Here is a 20,449-nt window from a genome sequence, read left to right on the forward strand (position 1 = left end):
AAGGGATAACAAAGGTAGGGTCACACATCATTCATCCTTTGGAGGCCATGCATTATTTGCTGATTTTTTTGATGTAAATTATTGATCAGATCCAGAAGATACTCTTTACTGTAATTGTTGATTATCAAGGGTAAAATGGATCTTAACCACATTTCTATCTTCTCATTTACCTCTAGCATTACAGTGGTTATTGTTTCACTGTTTGCATTAGGAGCTAACGCTAGTGTTTCTATATAAACTAATAATTGTTCGTCAATATCGTCATCAAACCACATTTCAAATGTTTTAATAGGCGCCTCTATCAATGAGGTGATTAAATATTGGTTTCTGACTTTTTGCTTGTCTGTTAAATAATGTAAAAACATTCTAGCGCGCTCTTGCTCTGTCACTTTAAGACTTCTCTCATAAAACGCTAGCGTTGCGGTATTCAATGTTATTAGGTGTTCAAATACTTCACTTAACTGGTGATAACGCATAACTTTCCTTCCTATTCTAAATTTTTGTGAGCCTATTTTCGAAGAACCTAACGATTAACTTATAAATTAAACAACGCCACTTGAATTTTCTGCTTATGAATAATTTAGTCATGTAGGATTTATTTTTACAACTCAAAGTAACAAAATATCAGCCTGCTAGATGTGCGCTAGCGCACATACTTAATTGATGTAGCAGAACAAAAATCAATTTTTAGCATTATAAAAAGCCTAAAGGGAGATATGTTACTTATACCGCTAATATACACATTTAAATATAACCTAGACTACTGAGAATATAGCAATACAGGGGGTAGTAGCTTTGTAGATAAGAAAACCGTTAAGTTTTGTGTGATGGCGTACATATTTATTTTCACATTCCGTGCAAAATAATAGCCGTAACCTATAACTTAACTAATTTAACAAAACTGAACTATTGGGATTTAATATGAGCAATGAAAACGAACGCAGTATCGCGACCTTTGCGGCTTTAAAAACTTGCATAGCAAATGGAGAAACACAATCAGTAAAAGAATTATTAGCAAAGCAGCCAATACATGCACTTGAAAAAAGCTATCTTATTGACTTAGCAAAATTAAATAACAATCCTACTATAATAAAACTCATTGAAGAAAGCCCAATAAACGAATGAATTAATTAAAACTTAACATCACAATTTAAAGAGTTCCAGATGCAAGCACCAATGCATTCAATTGAATGACTTTTTAATCAACAGGGCTAGCAAGGAACAAGAAAGGCTAATATCTATTTTATTGATTATCTAATTTTATTGGTAACAATGCGCCTATAGCCAGCGATGTTAAGCGACACGAAACAGCTTTATGGTCTGAAATAGTCGCGCAACTTAACCTGTTACTACGTTAGAGTTTAACGAAAATTTCTAGCTTAAGAATGGAGAAGGTATCGTAATATATTATCCATTTTTGTTAGCCAACGCTTATTTACCTTGGCTAACGGTAACCCTTAACAAAGTTTAATAACTTTTAATAATACTTACGGAGCTCGTTTTCATATTCTGGGTCAATAAACCGCTCTTGATCGAATGGTGGATTTTCCATTATTTTCTCAGCGTTTACATTAACGGTTATATAAGAGTCAGTCCAATTGACTGCCTCAATACATTTATGACTAATCAAAACCTTGCGACCACCGGGTGCCCAATTACGCGTATCTATGACGATATACGAAATAGTCCAATTATCGTCATTTAAAATAAAGTCTTTAATATGGCCAATTTTTTGATCTTTCGCATAGATCTCAAATTTCTTAACATCATTGGTTGAATGTAAATGCCAATCTTCTGATTTTACTTGAGTATTATCCTTAGATAACTTTGTATCAACTAGGGGGTTGGGACTAGGAGAAGTTCTCCATAATCCTTCGTTCATCCAATAGTAAGCATAACCGTAGAATTGAAATAATTCAGTTTCATATTGATGAGATATTTGTTGGTGTTCCTCAAGTGGAGGACTATTTTTAATTTTTTGTTGAGTTAAATCAACAGGGAATTTGTACTGTTCCCACTGAGGTTTTTGCAGTGAGATGGTGCTGATTAATATTTTTCGTTCTCCACAGAGCCACTTTTTAGTATCAGGAACTATGTAACGTATTACCCATAATTTATCGTCAAAGAGGAAATCTTTACAAAGACCTATTGTTTTGTCGATACCTTGTAATTGAAAACGCATAAGTTCATTGAGACTTCGTAACATTGTCCTACCCTTCTATATTAATTAAGCTTTAATTTTCGAAAGTCATGGCTTATATCATACTCGGTCAGTTATTTTTCGTATGTACGTCAACACACTTAGCAGTGATATTTTCACTCAAAAACATGGAGATAATATTTATACCTGTTATCAATCAAGCACCTGAAACATGCATTTTGATTGGTAGCGGGTACATACCCTTGTTCTACTCGATATAGATATAAATCATGGTAGATTCAATCAACGTGAACTTTCTTAAAAAGAAAGTTCACTCTTAGATGATGATAGCTTTATCGTTGGAGGTCCTTATGTTTCCTGATTTGACGTCTTAATTTTCTTTGCTAACACAATGTAGAACGCTGGCAACACGTACAGTGTTAATATAGTACCAATACCAAGCCCTGCAACAATAGTAATACCAATCGCAAAGCGCGACTGTGCGCCTGGACCCACTGCAATTAACAGCGGGATCATAGCCACAATAAGTGCCAGCGACGTCATAATAATGGGTCTCAAGCGAATCGCAGCCGCTTCAATGACCGCGTCGCGTTTGTCGCGCCCTCGCTGTTGTAGAGTATTCGCGAATTCCACGATGAGAATACCATTTTTTGCGACTACACCAATCAGAGTGATCAGGCCCACTTGCGTATAAATATTCATTGAAGCAAAACCAAGCATAATAAAAGCCATAGCGCCGGCAATAGACATAGGTACAGACACCAGTATAATAAGTGGATCGCGCCAACTCTCAAATTGCGCCGCCAGCACAAGGTAGATAACGAGTAACGATATAAAGAAGGTAACGATTAGTGCGCTACCAGAATTTTCGAATTGTCTAGACTCGCCCTTAAAATCGTAGCTAAAGCCGCGTGGCAAGATATCAGCAGCCCTGGCTTTCATAAAACCAACAGCATCTCCCATGGGTACTGATGGCACGGGAATACCTTCAATTGTTATCGAATTTAGCTGATTAAATTGTGTCCTTGACGAGGGTTCAACATCATGTTCGAAATTAACGACCGAACCAAGTGGAACCAACTCGCCAGAATCAGCGCGGATGTAATAATCGTTTATTGCCAGTTCACTATCTCTAGCATAACGCTCAACCTGAGGAATAACTTCGTAAGAGCGCCCTTCCATATTAAAACGATTAATATAGCCACCACCAAGCATACTACTGAGCTCCTGACCGATTTCTTCCATCGACAAACCTAAATCTGCAGCGCGATCTCTGTCAACCTTTACCCGAGTAACTGGCTTGTCGATATCGATTGATTTTTGCACGAAGGTAAAATTGCCACTTTGCATGGCGGCTCCAACCAATTCATCTGCCACCTGGTTAAGCTGATTAAAATCACTCCCTGAAGTCACTACAAACTGAAAAGGTAAACCACCACTGGAACCAGGCAAGGAGGGGATCGGAAATAATGCTGTTTTTAAACCAGTAATATTTGCCACAGATGCCTGTAGTTGAGGCATTATGTCGAACTGCGATATATCACGTTCACTCCAAGGTTTCATTTTGAAACCACCAAATACAGCATCGGAACTTGTCATACCCACCAACATAAATGTCTCGTCGTAGCCTGGCACCTGCTCAAACGCTGTCTGCATTTCCGCGCCATACTTTTGCAAGTATTCAAGGGTAGCTGTCTGTGGTCCTTTGCCCTGAAATAGGATAATGCCACGATCTTCAGTGGGTGCCAGCTCTTTCTCACTTAACATGACCATAAAAAATATCGACACGAGAACAACCAATGCAAACATGATCACAGGTGACACGGCCTTAACAACGATAGTCAATGAGCGCTGATAAACGTTGGCGAGCTTTTCAAACAAGCCTTCTACAGCACTTTCAAAACGCGACGACTCTCCATGAGGTTTCAGTACCTTGCTAGCTAGCATAGGCGATAAGGTCAAGGCGATGATCCCTGAAATAACGACCGCACCTGCAAGCGTGAAAGCAAACTCAGTAAATAGCGAGCCAACTAGCCCTCCCATAAAGCCAATAGGTGCATAAACAGCCACCAGCGTGATTGTCATCGCAATAATTGGACTTGCCATTTCACGGGCGCCAATGATCGCAGCTTCCTTCTTTGACTTACCATTAACGATGTGACGATGGATATTTTCGACAATAATAATAGCATCGTCGACGACTAAGCCAATGGCCAAAACAAGTGAAAGTAATGTCAGTAAATTGAGTGAGAAACCCAGTACAAGCATTATAAAGGCACCACCAATCAGTGAGAGTGGAACCGCTAGTGATGGAATGATGGCAGCGCGAAGGGAACCAAGACACAAAAACACAATAACAAGCACAATACCTATTGCCTCGATCAGCGTTTTAATGACCTCATTAATTGAATCGTCGATAAATTCTGATGCATCATAAGGCAGTTCAACCAGCAAACCAGACGGTAGTTGAGATTTAATCTCAGGTAGAAGTTCTTTTACCCGTTCTGCCACAGACAGCGGATTTGAGCCAGGAGAGAGGCTAATAGCCACGTAGGTCGATGGTTTTCCTTTGTATAACGCAATGTTTTCGTAGGTTTGCGATCCAAGTTCCACCCTCGCAACATCCTTGAGACGAATAATCGTGTCTTCAGTTGATTTGATAACAAGATTCTTGAACTGTTCAGTGTTAGAAACGTCAGTGTTACTGGTAAGACTAATCTTTATTAACTCTCCTTTTGTTTGTCCAACACCAGAGAGATAATTGTTTTCGCGCAGGGTCTGAACAATCTCGGTCGAGGTAAGATTAACCGCAGCAAGTCTTTGGGGGTCTAACCAAACTCTCAGAGCAAAACGCCGTCCTAAAAGTTCAGCTTTACCCACACCCGATAGTGCCTGTAGTTTTGGCTGTACTTCACGAGCAAGATAATCGGTGATTTCTGGTACCCGCATAGTCTCACTGAAGAAAGCAATGTACATAAGCGCGCGACCTTCACCTGTTGTCGAATTAATAACAGGGTCTTGAGCGTTTACAGGTAATGCGTTCCGCTGACTAGCGACTTTAGATTGGATCTCGGCCAACGCGTCATTAGCATCGTAATTAAGTTCCATCTGTGCTTCGATAGTTGAAAACCCCTGCGTGCTCGAAGAGCTTAAGAAGTCGATGCCTTTAGCTTCGGCGATGGCCTGTTGCAAAGGTTGGGTGATAAACCCCTGAATTAGTTCGCTGCTAGCACCTGGATATGCAGTCGTAACCGTGACTTTAGTGCTTTCTAGCAAAGGATATTCGCGGATCTCCATTTCCATGATGGATCGCACACCAACCAGTAATATCAGCAAACTTACTACCGTGGATAAAACGGGCCGTTTTATGAATATGTCTGTAAAACGCATGGCTATTTTACTCCTGTGCTAACAGAAGCAGGGTCGAGTGAGGAGTCGTTCTGCTTGATTTTTACTTGCTGGCCAGCCCTGAGGCGCAAGAGGCCTGAGGCAACAATACGCTCTCCAGCTTCAAGTCCTTGCTTAACTTCTGTCATACTTCCTCGTTTAAAACCTGTTTCTAATGTTCGGCGCTCAGTAACCAGTTGACCCGCTGAATTTTCTGTTAATACATAGGCAAAGTTACCGTAGGTGTTGAATGATATTGACGTGTTTGGGATCGCTACCACCTCTCGAGGACCTTCTGCGAAGGTTCTGACAGTAGCAAACATTCCAGGTTTGAGTCCTTGTTGTAAATTAAGAAGCTGAGCACGTAATTTAACGGTGCGTGTTTCAGGTGTGACCGAACTGTTGATAGCGGTAACGGACCCCTTAAATACCTCGGAACCTTTTGCCGCAACAGTGACTTCAACAGGGTCTGCTATGTCAACACTTCGCAGCTCTTTTTCAGAAAGTGTATATTCAACAAGAATTGGGTTAAGCATATTGATTTCAACGATAGGCGTACCTACGAATAGATATTGGCCAATGTCGGCTAAACGGAGCCCGAGAACACCATTGAAAGGTGCTGTAATGACTTTTTTGCCAAGCTGAGCCTCTGCCTCTTGCACTCTTGCTCTGGCAGAATCTTCCGCAGCCTTAGCTTTATCATAGGCTAACTGTGAAACAGCTCGTTTGGAAATCAGATCGACGTTATGTTGAAACTCCTTCGATGCAAGCTGTTCCTCAGCCCTACTTTTTTTAAGTATGGCTTGCTCTATTTCGCTATTCAGGCGAATAAGGATATCACCTTTTTCAACACGCTGACCCGATTCGAATAAGACCTCAGTTATAACGCCTGGCATCTCATTAGCGATCCGAACACCATTTATAGCCCTAATACTGCCAATTGATTGAATGCTCGTTTGCCAGGTAGCCATAACAACCTCTGTGGCTTCAACAACCGCAGGTGGTCGTGGCTGCGAGAACTTCGCCTTTATTTGCTCTAGTTGATAAAACTTGTAGCTGAATACGCCACCAAGCAAAACAAGCAGTAAAACAATAGCCATTGCAAAGCGAGAAAAAGTGCCCATTCTGGTGATCCTTTTAAATAAAATAGGTGAATAACGTTGAAATATATAACGAATTTAATTTCAAAACATTGAAAGGTAATTACTCAAGCTACTTATTTGAAGCTCTTAGCATCCACGATGTTTTTTCATGAATTCGCATTCGGTCAGAGACAAGAGATACCGTTGATTCATCGTCTAATTGATGAGCCACTTTTAAAACGTCACGTGCGGTCTTTATAAGTGTTTCATGCCCAACAGTTAATACTGCAATCATTTCTGTGGCATTAGGAACACCATCCACCTCGTGGATTGAGCTTAATCTGGAAAATTCTTTATAAGTGCCTGGCGCGGCAACATCAAGCGTTCTAATACGTTCTGCAATGTCGTCTACAGCAATTGCTAATTCTGTATATTGATCCTCAAACATTAAGTGTAACTCTCTAAACCTCAACCCCGTAATATTCCAGTGAAAGTTATGTGTTTGTAAATAAAGCGTATAAGAGTCTGCTAGTAATTTTTTTAATCCTTCAGCGATTTTACTTCTATCTTTTTCATCAATACCAATATCAATGGTGCTCATAATTACTTTTCCTTTTTTCATTAAAAAAATCAATATAGGGAGGCGATTTTTGCCGCCCCACCAAAAACATAGTGTACGACTTTATCGATTTAGGCTCTGTGCGATATCGAACCAAAAACGTTTGGCTGATGAGTATACGGGGGATAACTCTATTGGCTTTAGGTTGCCTGCCGATAGTTATTGTAGATTTATAACAATATCTAACGGCTAACAATGGATTATTAACTAATATTCTTCCTCTAAAGTCATAAGCGATGTGTTACCACCAGCAGCGGTCGTATCAATGCTAACTGATTTTTCTGTTAATAGACGCTGAATTAAATTATCCAAATATTCTGAACTGATCACCGGTAATATTGCGCCTTGACGTTCAGCTAACTTCTCACTGATATAATGTTTTCGGTCGCAATGACTATCAACAACAACACCTGACAAAGCAGGATGCGCTAACAGCGCTGATAAATGACATAACTTGGCAACTTGAAAAACATTTTCATCTTCGCCTGTTGCAACAAACTTATCTCTAAAGGCTAAAGCTTCCTGATAAAATAAATCAGAGACAACCGTAATAACGGTATTACCCGTCGCCAACGCCGTTATAATAGACATCAACAAAAACTGAAAGCTGACATTTTTATCCGCAAAGCAAATAATATTACCGCGGTTTTCTAAATACAACATATTAGACTCACCTGTTGGCCCAGGTAGAGTTAGTGGCTTTTTAAGGTGTTTTTCAATACGTATTAATTGTTCACGAGCCGCTGTTAACGTAAGATTTAGGTCATCAAATAAATCATCAACAATATCAACATCAGCAATTTTGGCTAACAATTGACGCACGCAAGAAATACGCGTATTTAACTCAGTTAAACGCCAGCATTTTTCAGCGACATCGGCCTTATCCATAAGTAAAATTGCCTCTTTTTTAGCTTTTTCATCTCCCTCTAACACTTCCTCTTGTGAGGGCGATACATTAAGTTTCGCCGCATCAGGGGTAGATTTTTCTTTCACTAAGCGCGTTAAATAATTGGGACCCCCTGCTTTTGGCCCAGTACCAGAAAGACCTCGACCACCAAAAGGTTGTACACCAACAATGGCGCCAATTATATTACGGTTGATATAAACATTACCGGCACGTGACCGCTTAGCTAAATCAAAGGCACGGTGTTCAATACGCGTATGAATACCCATGGTTAAACCAAAACCTGTACCATTAATTTTATCGATAACCCCTTCTATCTCATTACCTTTAAAACGTACAATGTGCACACAAGGACCAAAGACTTCTTTTTCTAACACGCTAATATCTTCAATTTCATAAAGACGCGGGGCAAAAAAGAAATGCTCATTATTTTCTACCTCGGCAGATATTTCACATTGGTATAATAACTGACCATGTGTTTTCATATAATCGCTGTGCGCATTTAAAACGCCGAGTGCTTTTTTATCTATAACAGGCCCTACATCAGTGCTTAAGTACGCTGGATTACCGACATGTAATTCTGCTAAGGCACCCTTAAGCATAGTAATAACATTATCAGCGATGTCTTCTTGTAAAAATAATACCCGAAGCGCAGAACAGCGTTGACCTGCCGATTGAAATCCTGAAGAAATAACATCGTCAACAACTTGCTCAGGCAAGGCAGTTGAGTCAACTATCATACAATTTTGTCCACCCGTTTCAGCGATGAAAGGCACCTGATCGCCACCTCTATCAGCCAAGGTTTGTGAAATTATTGTCGCTGTGTCACTAGAGCCAGTAAAAATAACGGTTTTAATACGATCATCCGGAATAATTACACTACCCACTTTACTACCACGGGCAATAACCTCTTGTACAACGCCTTCAGGTAGTCCAACAGATTTCATCAGTTCAATGGTGCGCAGCGCAATCAAACTGGTTTGTTCAGCGGGTTTTGCCAATACAGTATTACCCGTAACAATGGCTGCAGCGATCTGCCCTAAAAATATCGCTAAAGGAAAATTCCATGGGCTGATACAGAGCACTACACCACGAGCTTCGAAACGTTCGTCTTCCGCAAGATTAATAGCTTTTTCAGCATAATAACGACAAAAATCAACCGCTTCACGTACTTCATCGATGCCATCTTGAGCTGTTTTACCCGCTTCTTTAATACATAAGGCGATAAGCTCGTCCATATGATGTTCAAGAATATCGGCAACGCGGCACAATAACGCTGCGCGTTCAGATACTGGTGTTTGTGACCATGATGAAAATGCTGTTTTAGCCAACGTTATCATTGCCAGCATTTCTTCTTCGTTGTGATGACGATAAAAGCCTATTATTTCAGTTTGGTTGGCAGGATTATTAACGGCAAAAGCCCCTTTTGGAACGTTACTTTCAGAGAGTAGATGATCAGTAAACCAGCTATCTAAAAACGACTTTAAGGGTGTGATTGTATTAATATCAGCTAAATCGACGCCTTTAGAATTATCACGACCGAGACCTTTTTCATCATGGTATAAGGCTATGGGTTTGGTGATTTGGGTGTTATATTTATCTTTTAAACGCTGCGTTTTTTCAACGGGATCTCTCAATAAAGATTCAACAGGTTGAGTCTCATCAACAATGGCATTAACAAAAGAAGAGTTAGCACCATTTTCTAGCAAACGCCGCACTAAATAAGCTAATAGCTCTTCATGATGACCAACTGGGGCGTAGATGCGACATTGAATATTTTCACTAGAAACTATTTGATCATACAAAGAGTTCCCCATGCCATGTAAACATTGAAATTCAAAACCCTCTTTATTGCCATCAACGAGTTCAAGAATGGCGGCAACAGTGTATGCATTATGCGTAGCAAACTGTGGATAAATGGTATCTCTATAAGCTAATAATTTTTTTGCACAAGCGCGGAAAGAAACATCAGTAGAAGATTTTCGTGTAAATACAGTGAAATGCTGATGACCCTCTTTTTGAGCCTTTTTAATTTCAGTATCCCAATAAGCCCCTTTTACTAAGCGGACCATCATTTTTCGGTCAACTCGCACCGTTAATTCACGTAACCAATCAACGACAAAAATAGCCCGCTTTTGATAAGCTTGTAATGCCATACCAAAGCCAGTCCAATTTGCTAAATCACTATCACTAAAAACCGCTTCAATAATATCAAGTGATATATCTAAGCGTTCAGACTCTTCGGCATCAACGGTTAAACCAATATTGTAGCTTTTAGCTTGTAAACAAAGCGCCTTAAGTTTTGGCACAATTTCAGCCATAACGCGTTCTTTGTGGTTAAATTCATAACGAGGGTGAATAGCAGAAAGTTTCACTGAAATACCAGGAACTTTACGAGGATCATCTTTACCCGTAGCACGCGCTACATTTCCAATCGCCTCTATTGCCTCTTGATAAGCTTTAAAATACTTATCAGCATCATTCATCGTACGGGCACCTTCACCGAGCATGTCAAATGAATAGACATAGCCTTGCTGCTCTTTATCGGCAGCACGCTCAGTTGCGGCAATGATTGTATCGCCCATCACAAACTGCTTACCCATAATTTTCATGGCGTAGTTCATTGATTTACGAATAACAGGTTCACCTAAACGACCAACAATCTTTTTCAATAAACCAAAGCTTTCCTTTTTGCGTTTATCGGCATAATTAACCATAGTGCCGGTAATTAACAAGCCCCATGACGAGGCATTAACGAACAATGAATCGCTGCTGCCTAAATGACTGTTCCATTGCCCTTGAGAAATTTTGTCACGAATTAAAGCATCTTGAGTATGTTTGTCTGGTACTCGTAACAAGGCTTCGGCCAAACACATTAAGACCACACCTTCTTCACTTGATAGGGTGTATTCTTTTAATAAGGCGTCTATTGCACCATTACCTGACTCGACTTTACGAATTTGAACAGCCATTTTACGCGCTCTTTCCCACGCTCGACTTCTGGCACCAACATTTACTTCTGCCAATGGTAAGATATGATCTACCGCGATTTTTTCATCGATACGGTAAAACTCACGAATTTTTTGACGAAGAGGACAGTCTGTATTAAACGAACCATTGAAAAGCATATAGTTATCCTTAAAAAATTATTAAATAGTCTTTTGTAATCTCTTAAGTGATTACAATTTAATTTATGCTACGAATGCTTTGTTAGCTCTTTTTCAATCATCGCCGACAAGATACGTAACAAAGTCTGTCCTTTTAATTTAAAAACTCTTTAGCTTTAGCAATCGAATAATTTACTGCTTGTGACAGTTCAAGTTTGGGCGGCATAACCAATTCATTTGGATCGACATGGACATCAAGCACACAGGGCTCAGTACTAGTAAATGCCTCTTTCAATGCGTCGACTAGCATTTCAGGGCGTTCTATACTCCAACCCTCACCACCACATAATCGAGCAAATTCAGCAAAATCTGGATTTTTTAATGCCGTTTTATAATTGGGGTAACCACTGCTTTCTTGTTCCAGTTGAATTAGTCCCAATTTGGCATTGTTAAAAATAATAACCTTTATCGGTAATTTACGATTGACCACGGTAATAAATTCTTGCATTAACATACTAAAACCACCATCCCCGATAAGTACTATTACCTGCCGGTCAGGAAATTTTAATTGTGCGCCTATCGCGCCAGCCATGCTAAATGCCATCGTGGCCAAGTTACCTGAAAGGGTAAATAGTTGGTGTTCAGTTACGGGTAAATGACGTGCGGCCCACGCAGTCACCGTGCCAGTATCACAAAGAAAAATCGCATCTTTGTTGGCAAGCTCGCCGATTGTTCGTGCTAGAAGCTGCGGTTTTATTGGCGCTACTTGCGAGCTTTCTTTTTCGCCTTGTTCTCTTGACCATTTCATTTTCTGGTGACGACATTCATCAAGAAAATTTTTGTCATCTTTTTGGGGTAAATCAATAATTAATTGCTCTAGCACCTCACTTACCTCTCCAACTATCGATACATCGACAGGGCAACGTCGACCTATGTGTCGAATATCCTTGTCCACTTGAATGACTTTCGCTTTTCCAGGGTAATATTCTTTGTAGGGAAAATCAGTACCGAGCATAATAAGTAAATCACAATTATTTATTGCCTCAATTGATGGTCGCGTACCAAGTAAGCCAAGTCCTCCTAAGGAATATTCATGCTCATCTGGCAGTAATACTTTTGCTTTTAATGTTCTAATAAGTGGTGCATTGCATTTCTTCAACAAAGTAAGTAGCTGTTGACGCGCTGGAATAGCCCCTACACCCGCAAGAACTACAATTTTATTAGCTTGCTGAATTAGGCTAAGTGTATTGTTTGATGCTGATGCTAAAGGTTTTGTACTACCCGTTTCAGTGCCCGCGATTGGATGACAAGTAATACCTGCTTCTATTTGCTCCGTGGCCACATCTACAGGTAGGGCAATATGAGCAACTCCGCTTTCAGTAATCGCACTATTACACGCTTGCTGGATGATCTCAGGGACACGATCAGCAGCAAACAAGGTTTGATTAAACACTGCGACATCAGAAAAAAGAGCGGATGAATTGATTTCTTGATGTGAGTTATTACCTATTTCAGAACGCGGTAACTGCCCCGTTATCGCTAGGACAGGTGCATGGTCGAGCTTAGCGTCGTACAAGCCATTGAGTAAATGTATGGCTCCACCTCCAGCAGTACCAACACAAACGGCAAGCTTACCGGTTAATTTTGCTTGGGCTGATGCGGCAAACGCCCCACTTTCTTCATGACGGACCTGTATGAATTCTATCTTTCCATTGCGGCGTATAGCATCCATCAAATCATTAATCGCATCACCTGGAATACCAAAGACATGGCGGACACCATATTTGTAAAGTGTCTCTACAATGTGGTCGACAACTTTACGTTTTTTGATTGTAGACATGTATTCCCCTTTCAATTTCAAATAAGTTCATCGATATTTACTTTAATTAAGCACAACGCTCAAAGCGTTATGAATTTATCTATTATATTTACTCACTGTTAACGACTTTCATCAGGCTCAATTGATTCATGAACATTATTTACTGCTGAAACTCCCGGAGTAAATAGTTGTCTGATGCTGTTCAACATCGTGTTATGCTTCCAATGCTCTGCTCGCACTAAACTTACTTTCAATAAAGCAATGTCTGGGTTATCCAATCCATCTTGAATCCACGTTTCATAACGTGACTCCCATAATTTAATCAACATAGCTTCACTTTTAATTACCTGAGTGATCCCAGATACCGAAATAAAATTGTTATCTTCTTTGATAAAACTAAGATTGACGAAGCTGTTTTCAGTCAATTCACCAATCAACTCTGAAGATAGCGTTGTAAAAAAGAAGAGTTCTCCTTCAGCGCTAACTTCAACGGTTTCCATCGGTCGACTTTTCATTATTCCATCAGCGGACCTAGAAACAAGCATTGCTACATCACCTATATTAATGAGCTTTTGAATATGTGAGATATCTCTCTGTAAATGCTTTTCACTTTGCATGCTAATTTTCTCCGATTAAATGTATTCAACGGTGTTATCTGTTTTTAGAGACGGCTAAGATAGTTAACATAAAAACAGTTATATTTGATTTATTAAGCTAAATCTAAAAATATTATACGGTGACAAGGGAGGTCGCTCTGTACGTTAGCGTACTGTCTAAAGAGTGTGTTTTATCCTAAACGGCTTAAAACTAATGCTGGCAAGTTGAAACAGAGGGTTTTTAAGGTGGTCTTAGCGCTGATTAACAGACTAAAAATAGTGTAAAATACTGTTTGAGGTTATAATAGATGTCTTTACTAATGCTTATTTAAAACAAACGAATAGCTAAAGTGGTCTAGTTTAACCTATTGGTATAATTACCTTTCATCAGCTGATAACACTCACAAGCTTCCCGCTCTAAGCCCTTACGATTAAGTATCTGAATGGTACCTCGTGTATAGCTAATTAACTTTTTATCTTTTAATAAGCAAGCGGCTACTGTTATCCCGCTTCTTCGAACACCAAGCATATCAGCAAGAAATTGATGTGTTAGGTTTAAATGAGTAGAATGTGCCCTATCATCAGTCATGAGTAACCAACGAGCAAGACGAGATACTATGGGATGAAATCGCATGCAGACTAATGATTGTGAACCTTGCACAAACAAAATATAAAGGTAATCATTCAATCTTTTTAACAGTAATGGAAAGTTTTTCAGTTGATACTGAAATTGCTTAACAGATAAGCGCAGCGCTGTTCCGGACCCCTGAACAACAGCTCTATCAGGTGCCGATTGTACTCCTGAGATATTGGAAATACCCAACATACCTTCATTACCGATAATACACAGTTCAAGCGGTGGGTGTCTCGTACCTGTAGTGACCAGTGAAATATACCCTGTTAAAGGATAAAATATGTAGTCAATGCCTTGCCCGCGCTCATGCAATATATCACCGGAGGTTAAATGGACTTGCTCGCATTGCGCTACAATAGTTTTTCTGAGTTTACTTGGTAGCCCATCTAACAGCTCATTGGTGACTTCTTGCTTTTCTTTTGATCGCATATGTTTGCTCTCTGATACAGAAAAATGATATTGCCTTAAATAATTAAAATTTAATTTATAGCAGCAATAGTCAAGTGTAAGCGATATAAAATAGAGGATCTGTGCGCTGGCAAACATTACTCACTTATATGATGACTTTATAACTTACATATTGAAAATGATTAGTTCACTAAGCAATAGCGGTGTCTATAATGTCGCGAGGTTTTCTTCAATGTCAGCGCTAAAGTCTTAACGTTTTGATGCGGATATTGCAGGAAAATTTTTGATAAAAGTCAATGGCGTGACAGCCTTATTTAGCGCAATAGCTGATATTGTGCTAAATATCTAAGCTGATTAAAAACTGAGCTTTAATACTGATAAAAATCATCAATTTATAAAGATAAAAGACAGTATTACTCATTAAAACAAATAACCTTGATTAAAGATTAATAACGTTTTTTGATTGATAATAAACTTTTTCGTTTTCATGAGGGAGCAATCGGTCGGTTTCTTTTTTTACAACCGCGTAGCATTCACAACTTAAGCTTTCAAGTTTCTGCCTATTTAATACGGTAATATGACCGCGATGATAATCAATGACACCCAACTTCTGCAGTTTTCCCGCAGCTTCGGTCACACCTTCTCGGCGAACCCCTAACATATTACCAATAAGTTCCTGAGTCATCACTAGGGTATTATCGGGTAAACGGTCAAGCGACAGTAAAAGAAAACGGCATAATTGCTGATCAATCGTATGGTGGCGATTACATACTGCAGTCTGTGACATTTGAGTAATAAGGGATTGGGTATAACGAAGCATTACACCTAACAATTTTCCATGTCGATGGAATTCTTCGGTTAAGCGTTTTCCTTTAAGCCGATAAGCATAACCTGCACTTTGAACCACAGCTCGGCTAGATGTACTTTCTCCGCCCATAAACAACGCAATACCAACAACGCCTTCGTTACCGACCACAGAAATTTCTGCCGAAGCGCCACTCTCCATTACGTATAATAAAGAAACAATAGAGTCAACGGGAAAGTATACATTAGCGAGCTTATCACCGGCTTCGTACATCACCTCGCCTAACTCTAGCTTTACTAATTTAACAAAAGGAAAAAGTCGTTCTTTTACTTCATCAGGCAAGACAGCTAGTAAGTTATTTTGTAAGGGGGTAATTTGAGTGTCGATTATTTTTTGCATCGTGAGTCGTCCCTTCTTAAGAATTAAATCAAGCTACTAGATATTATTATACCTTAACAAAAACAATCTCGCTGTTCGGTTCGATACCGTACACAACACTCTTTTTAGATGATCATTTTTATTTTAGGTAATTAAAGTATATATCGCACTAATCGACATTTAGACCACCTAAAGTAGATGCGCTTACATTCAGATATAACAACATAAAAAACAACAATAACATTTAAAGACAAAAACTTAAACTTTCCACTACGGTAAAGTCTAACGAAGAAATAGCCTACTGCTCTAGTGGCTTTCGCATAAAAAATAGTACGATAATTATTAGGTTATGTGTGACAGCGTACAGATATATCTTTACGTAAAGTACAAGGTAGTATTTAGAGCTTAGCGTTATAAAATTTTATTCATTAATGGAATGGACAAGACCATAAAAGTTTTACTTCAGTAAAAGAAGTAGCACCCTTTAAAACAGGTAAAACAACAAGTTAATGCTTTGCCAGCCACCAATAAAACCCTTATCATTTAATAGAGGAAAACGTTATGTATAAACATATTTTATTTGCCACAGAACTTCATGATTCAAAAAACTATATTGAAGATAAAGTCGCTCAATTACAACAGTTCACCGACGCTAAACTCAGTATTATTCATGTGGTAGAGCCGATACCTAATTATGGTGGAGCACTCGGTGTTGTTCCGAGTCCAGACCCAGTTGGCAGTTTTGGTAATACAGAAAAACGAAAAGAACAAGCCAAAGAGATACTTCAACCATTAGCTAAAAGGCTAAATATCACCGAACAACACTTGTGTATATCGGTCGGATATATTAGCGAAGAAATATTGGCTTTCGCAGAGCACGAAAATGTCGATTTAATTATAACCGGTAGCCATGGGGTACATGGTTTACAGTTATTATTAGGCTCTACCGCAAATGCCATTTTACACGGCGCAAAATGTGATGTGTTGGCAGTGCGCTATAAAGAGCAATAAGCATTGATTTAAGCAATAAATATATTGCTTTGAATATTATGATGGTAACGAACCTGCTGTGAACGAGCCAATCAATTAAGTCGGTAATTAATATAATATCGTTAATTATCTATCGGTTGCAGCAAGACTTACCTTTCCATAACAGGTTTTTATCGAGGGTCGTATCACTAATTTATCCTGTCTTATCAAATCGACTTATCATGATAAATTATTTGACTCGAGTCTCATTTGTAATAAACACCCTACTGATTGTTATATAACTATACATGTTACCAGCCCTTTATTTTGGCTGCCACATTATGTTTTCGTCCATGTATGCTAGGGTATATTAACTACGTTTATCATTATGCGTATACCAATCAGATTAATACTTTTAATGGAGATAACGACAATGGCCAACTCTATACAACGTTTGAAGCAACTTGAAATTAATGGTGAAATTTGCCACTACCACAGTTTTGATGGTTTAGCGGATAAGTATGACCTTTCACGTTTGCCTTTTGCCGCTAAAATCCTTTTAGAAAACTTATTACGACATGCAGATAGTGACTTTGTCCAACAAGGGGATATTGAAACCTTAGCCAATTGGGATGTAGACAACTGGCAGGATACTGAAATTGCCTTTGTACCTGCTCGCGTAATTTTGCAAGACTTTACTGGGGTACCCGCCGTAGTTGATTTAGCGGCTATGCGAGATGCGATAGTCAAAATGGGTGGAAAAGCCGAAAAAATAAACCCATTAAATCCAGTCGAATTGGTCATCGACCATTCAGTTATGGTCGATGTGTTTGGTCAAGCTGATGCGATGGAAAAAAACACCGCAATTGAGTTTCAGCGTAATCGCGAACGTTATCAGTTTTTACGTTGGGGTCAGCAAAGTTTTGATAATTTTAAAGTGGTACCACCGGGCCGTGGTATTGTACATCAGGTAAATCTCGAATATTTAGCCCGCGTAGTATTCAAAAAGCCCGACGAGAATAATTTACTTTACCCTGATACCTTGGTTGGCACCGATTCACATACCACCATGATTAATGGCTTAGGTGTGTTAGGTTGGGGAGTCGGCGGTATCGAAGCTGAAGCGGCGATGCTGGGACAACCCGTGACCATGTTAATACCTGAGATTGTTGGTTTTGAATTAACGGGGAAATTACCTGCAGGAACTACAGCGACTGACTTAGTCTTAACGGTAACCGAACAATTACGTGCTGCAGGTGTGGTTGGTAAGTTTGTCGAGTTCTTTGGTTCTGGGGTGAATGAGCTGACCTTGGCCGACCGAGCGACCATAGCCAATATGGCGCCAGAATATGGGGCAACGTGTGGAATTTTCCCCATCGATCATCAAACTACCGATTATCTGCAATTAACCGGGCGTGACAGTGACCACATTGAACGCGTAGAGTCCTATTTAAAAACGATGGATATGTGGGGAACGCAATCTCAACAGCATGCTGTTTATCATAGCCGATTATCATTAAAACTAGATGAAGTAGTGCCTTCTATTGCTGGTCCTAAACGTCCTCAAGACAGAATTTCACTTGACCGTGCCGGTCTGGCGTATCGTGACTGGTTAGCTTTACAACACGGTATAAAACAAGCAGTCTCGAGCGATAGTGAAAGTGGCTTTGAAAGTGAAGGCGGACAACCTTCGGTACTATTACCTGCTAGTAATGAAGATTCAGGCGTTCCCTGTCAGTATGCTGATGAAGACTTTGTATTAAAACACGGATCCGTCGTTATAGCGGCAATTACCAGTTGCACTAATACCTCAAATCCATCGGTATTAATTGCCGCTGGACTATTAGCCAGAAATGCCCGGTTGCGAGGATTAACGGTTAAACCTTGGGTAAAAACCAGTTTTGCACCTGGTTCACAAGTGGTCACTGATTATCTGCTTAAATCTGGCTTAAATGAAGATTTAGATGCCCTTGGTTTTCAGTTAGTCGGATACGGATGTACTACCTGTATTGGTAACTCCGGCCCTTTACCTACCGAAATTAGCGACGCTATTCATCAAGGCGATTTATCTGTTACCTCTGTTTTATCGGGTAACCGTAACTTTGAAGGTCGTATTCATCCAGAAGTCCAAGCTAATTATTTAGCCTCTCCTCCTTTGGTCGTTGCTTATGCTTTAGCGGGTAATATGAAGATAGATATTACCACGGGCTCACTAGGTGATGACCCTACAGGTAAACCGGTTTATTTACATGACATCTGGCCAGATAGTCAGGAAATTAAACAAGTTATCGAAAAAGTTATCGACAGTTCAATGTTTATTTCCCGATATGAAGATGTTTATAGCGGTAATAAAGACTGGCAAGCGCTGGATATAGTACAAAGCCAAAAATATGATTGGCCAGCTTCTACCTACGTTAAATTGCCACCATTTTTTAATAATATTAGCGCAAAAATACCAACTATTAACCCAATTAAAAATGCTCGATGTTTATTAAAACTGGGTGATAGTGTCACTACTGACCATATATCTCCTGCCGGTTCGATTGCGCTAGATAGCCCCGCGGCTGAGTATTTAAAAAGTGAAGGCGTCTCACCCAAAGACTTTAATTCTTATGGCTCTAGACGCGGTAATCATGAAGTGATGATGCGCGGTACTTTTGCCAATGTTCGTTTACGAAATTTATTAGCACCCGGCACTGAGGGCTGTTGGACGACACTGATGCCATCGGGTGAAAAAATGAGTGTTTTTGATGCGGCGATGCAATATCAACAACAAAACATTGCTTCGATTGTTTTAGCTGGAAAAGAGTATGGTACGGGCAGTTCTCGTGATTGGGCCGCCAAAGGGCCAGCTTTATTGGGCGTTAAAGCGGTTATTGCACAGAGTTACGAACGTATTCATCGCTCTAATTTAGTCGGCATGGGGATATTACCATTGCAATTTATGCCAGATGATAATGCCGAGTCACTAAAACTAACAGGTGAAGAGCAATTCAGTATTCCTGCCGTGAGTATTGGGCAGAAAACGGTGACAGTATCTGTTAAAAATGAAGAGGGTAATGAACGTTCCTTTGAAGTAAAAATTCGTATTGATACACCCAACGAATTCAAATACTACCAACATGGTGGCATATTACATTATGTGCTACGAAATTTAGCGTCGACAGACTAATGTTGTTACCCTTCTTAATTAATTTTGAAGGGTAAATTTTTTAGCATAATGTATAAACAGGTCATATTGTTGACCTGTTTATTATTCATTGTTGTAGAGGTTAACATTCAACTTTAGATTTTAAATGTAAATGCCTGAACCCTAGTCAATATTAACGATACTAATGGCCTATTCCTTAACAGGAATACCTTCGAGTAGTTCTATAATACTGGGGTTGTTGTTTATATAGGCTAAATTAATGAGGTATTTTTTTTCAAGATCTTGCATGGATTGATTTGCTAGTAAGTTTTTTATTAATAACGCTTCGCCATTTCCTATTGCGGTTTTCAAAGCAGAGAAGTTCACGGTAGCGTGTTTATTTTGATTCGTATGATGAGATCCCATGATAACACTCCGTTAATTATTCTT

At 39.5% G+C, this 20,449-nt stretch carries 14 protein-coding genes; 3 read left to right on the forward strand and 11 right to left on the reverse strand.

Features of this window, described 5'->3' with window-relative positions:
* Positions 1 to 20: 20 nt before the first annotated feature.
* Positions 21 to 476: a hypothetical protein gene (locus H4J69_RS11865; RefSeq protein ID WP_182215228.1), complete on the reverse strand. Its 456-nt coding sequence runs from the start codon at positions 474 to 476 to the stop codon at positions 21 to 23.
* Between the two features lie 445 nt (positions 477 to 921).
* Between H4J69_RS11865 and H4J69_RS11870 the strand changes: the two genes are divergently transcribed.
* Positions 922 to 1,125 (forward strand): hypothetical protein, encoded by a 204-nt coding sequence (locus H4J69_RS11870; RefSeq protein ID WP_182244678.1) that lies wholly within the window; start codon positions 922 to 924, stop codon positions 1,123 to 1,125.
* Positions 1,126 to 1,477: 352 nt separating this feature from the next.
* Here the strand turns inward: H4J69_RS11870 and H4J69_RS11875 are convergent, their stop codons facing one another.
* From H4J69_RS11875 to H4J69_RS11915, 9 genes are all read right to left on the reverse strand, one after another.
* The gene (locus H4J69_RS11875; protein WP_182244679.1) at positions 1,478 to 2,206 is read right to left on the reverse strand and encodes a PRC-barrel domain-containing protein; all 729 of its coding nucleotides are present in this window, start codon (positions 2,204 to 2,206) and stop codon (positions 1,478 to 1,480) included.
* A gap of 303 nt (positions 2,207 to 2,509) precedes the next feature.
* The gene (locus tag H4J69_RS11880) at positions 2,510 to 5,551 is read right to left on the reverse strand and encodes an efflux RND transporter permease subunit (RefSeq protein WP_182244680.1); all 3,042 of its coding nucleotides are present in this window, start codon (positions 5,549 to 5,551) and stop codon (positions 2,510 to 2,512) included.
* A 2-nt stretch (positions 5,552 to 5,553) separates the two neighbouring features.
* Positions 5,554 to 6,672, reverse strand: a complete 1,119-nt coding sequence (locus H4J69_RS11885; protein WP_182244681.1) for an efflux RND transporter periplasmic adaptor subunit — start codon at positions 6,670 to 6,672, stop codon at positions 5,554 to 5,556.
* A gap of 88 nt (positions 6,673 to 6,760) precedes the next feature.
* The gene (locus H4J69_RS11890; RefSeq protein WP_182244682.1) at positions 6,761 to 7,231 is read right to left on the reverse strand and encodes a Dps family protein; all 471 of its coding nucleotides are present in this window, start codon (positions 7,229 to 7,231) and stop codon (positions 6,761 to 6,763) included.
* A gap of 225 nt (positions 7,232 to 7,456) precedes the next feature.
* A complete protein-coding gene (gene putA, locus H4J69_RS11895; protein WP_182244683.1) occupies positions 7,457 to 11,281 on the reverse strand; it encodes a bifunctional proline dehydrogenase/L-glutamate gamma-semialdehyde dehydrogenase PutA in 3,825 nt (1,274 codons plus the stop codon).
* A 133-nt stretch (positions 11,282 to 11,414) separates the two neighbouring features.
* A complete protein-coding gene (locus H4J69_RS11900; protein WP_182215239.1) occupies positions 11,415 to 13,100 on the reverse strand; it encodes a thiamine pyrophosphate-dependent enzyme in 1,686 nt (561 codons plus the stop codon).
* Positions 13,101 to 13,198: 98 nt separating this feature from the next.
* Complete coding sequence (locus H4J69_RS11905) at positions 13,199 to 13,696, reverse strand: pyridoxamine 5'-phosphate oxidase family protein (RefSeq protein WP_182215241.1); 498 nt, start codon at positions 13,694 to 13,696, stop codon at positions 13,199 to 13,201.
* A 334-nt stretch (positions 13,697 to 14,030) separates the two neighbouring features.
* The gene (locus tag H4J69_RS11910) at positions 14,031 to 14,738 is read right to left on the reverse strand and encodes a Crp/Fnr family transcriptional regulator (RefSeq protein ID WP_182215242.1); all 708 of its coding nucleotides are present in this window, start codon (positions 14,736 to 14,738) and stop codon (positions 14,031 to 14,033) included.
* Positions 14,739 to 15,156: 418 nt separating this feature from the next.
* On the reverse strand, positions 15,157 to 15,921 hold the full coding sequence (locus H4J69_RS11915; RefSeq protein ID WP_182244684.1) for a Crp/Fnr family transcriptional regulator: 765 nt from the start codon (positions 15,919 to 15,921) through the stop codon (positions 15,157 to 15,159).
* Positions 15,922 to 16,461: 540 nt separating this feature from the next.
* Here H4J69_RS11915 and H4J69_RS11920 point away from each other — a divergent pair.
* Positions 16,462 to 16,911: a universal stress protein gene (locus H4J69_RS11920; protein ID WP_182244685.1), complete on the forward strand. Its 450-nt coding sequence runs from the start codon at positions 16,462 to 16,464 to the stop codon at positions 16,909 to 16,911.
* A 391-nt stretch (positions 16,912 to 17,302) separates the two neighbouring features.
* Entirely contained in the window at positions 17,303 to 20,041 is a 2,739-nt protein-coding gene (gene acnA / locus H4J69_RS11925; RefSeq protein ID WP_182215247.1) for an aconitate hydratase AcnA, read from the forward strand.
* A 168-nt stretch (positions 20,042 to 20,209) separates the two neighbouring features.
* On the opposite strand, the gene H4J69_RS11930 is transcribed toward acnA, so the two are convergent.
* Positions 20,210 to 20,425 carry a hypothetical protein gene (locus H4J69_RS11930; RefSeq protein WP_182215249.1) on the reverse strand — a complete coding sequence of 72 codons (216 nt, stop codon included), beginning with the start codon at positions 20,423 to 20,425 and terminating at the stop codon, positions 20,210 to 20,212.
* Between the last annotated feature and the right edge of the window lie 24 nt (positions 20,426 to 20,449).

This window comes from Colwellia sp. BRX10-9 (assembly GCF_014077405.1).
Lineage (GTDB): Bacteria > Pseudomonadota > Gammaproteobacteria > Enterobacterales > Alteromonadaceae > Colwellia_A.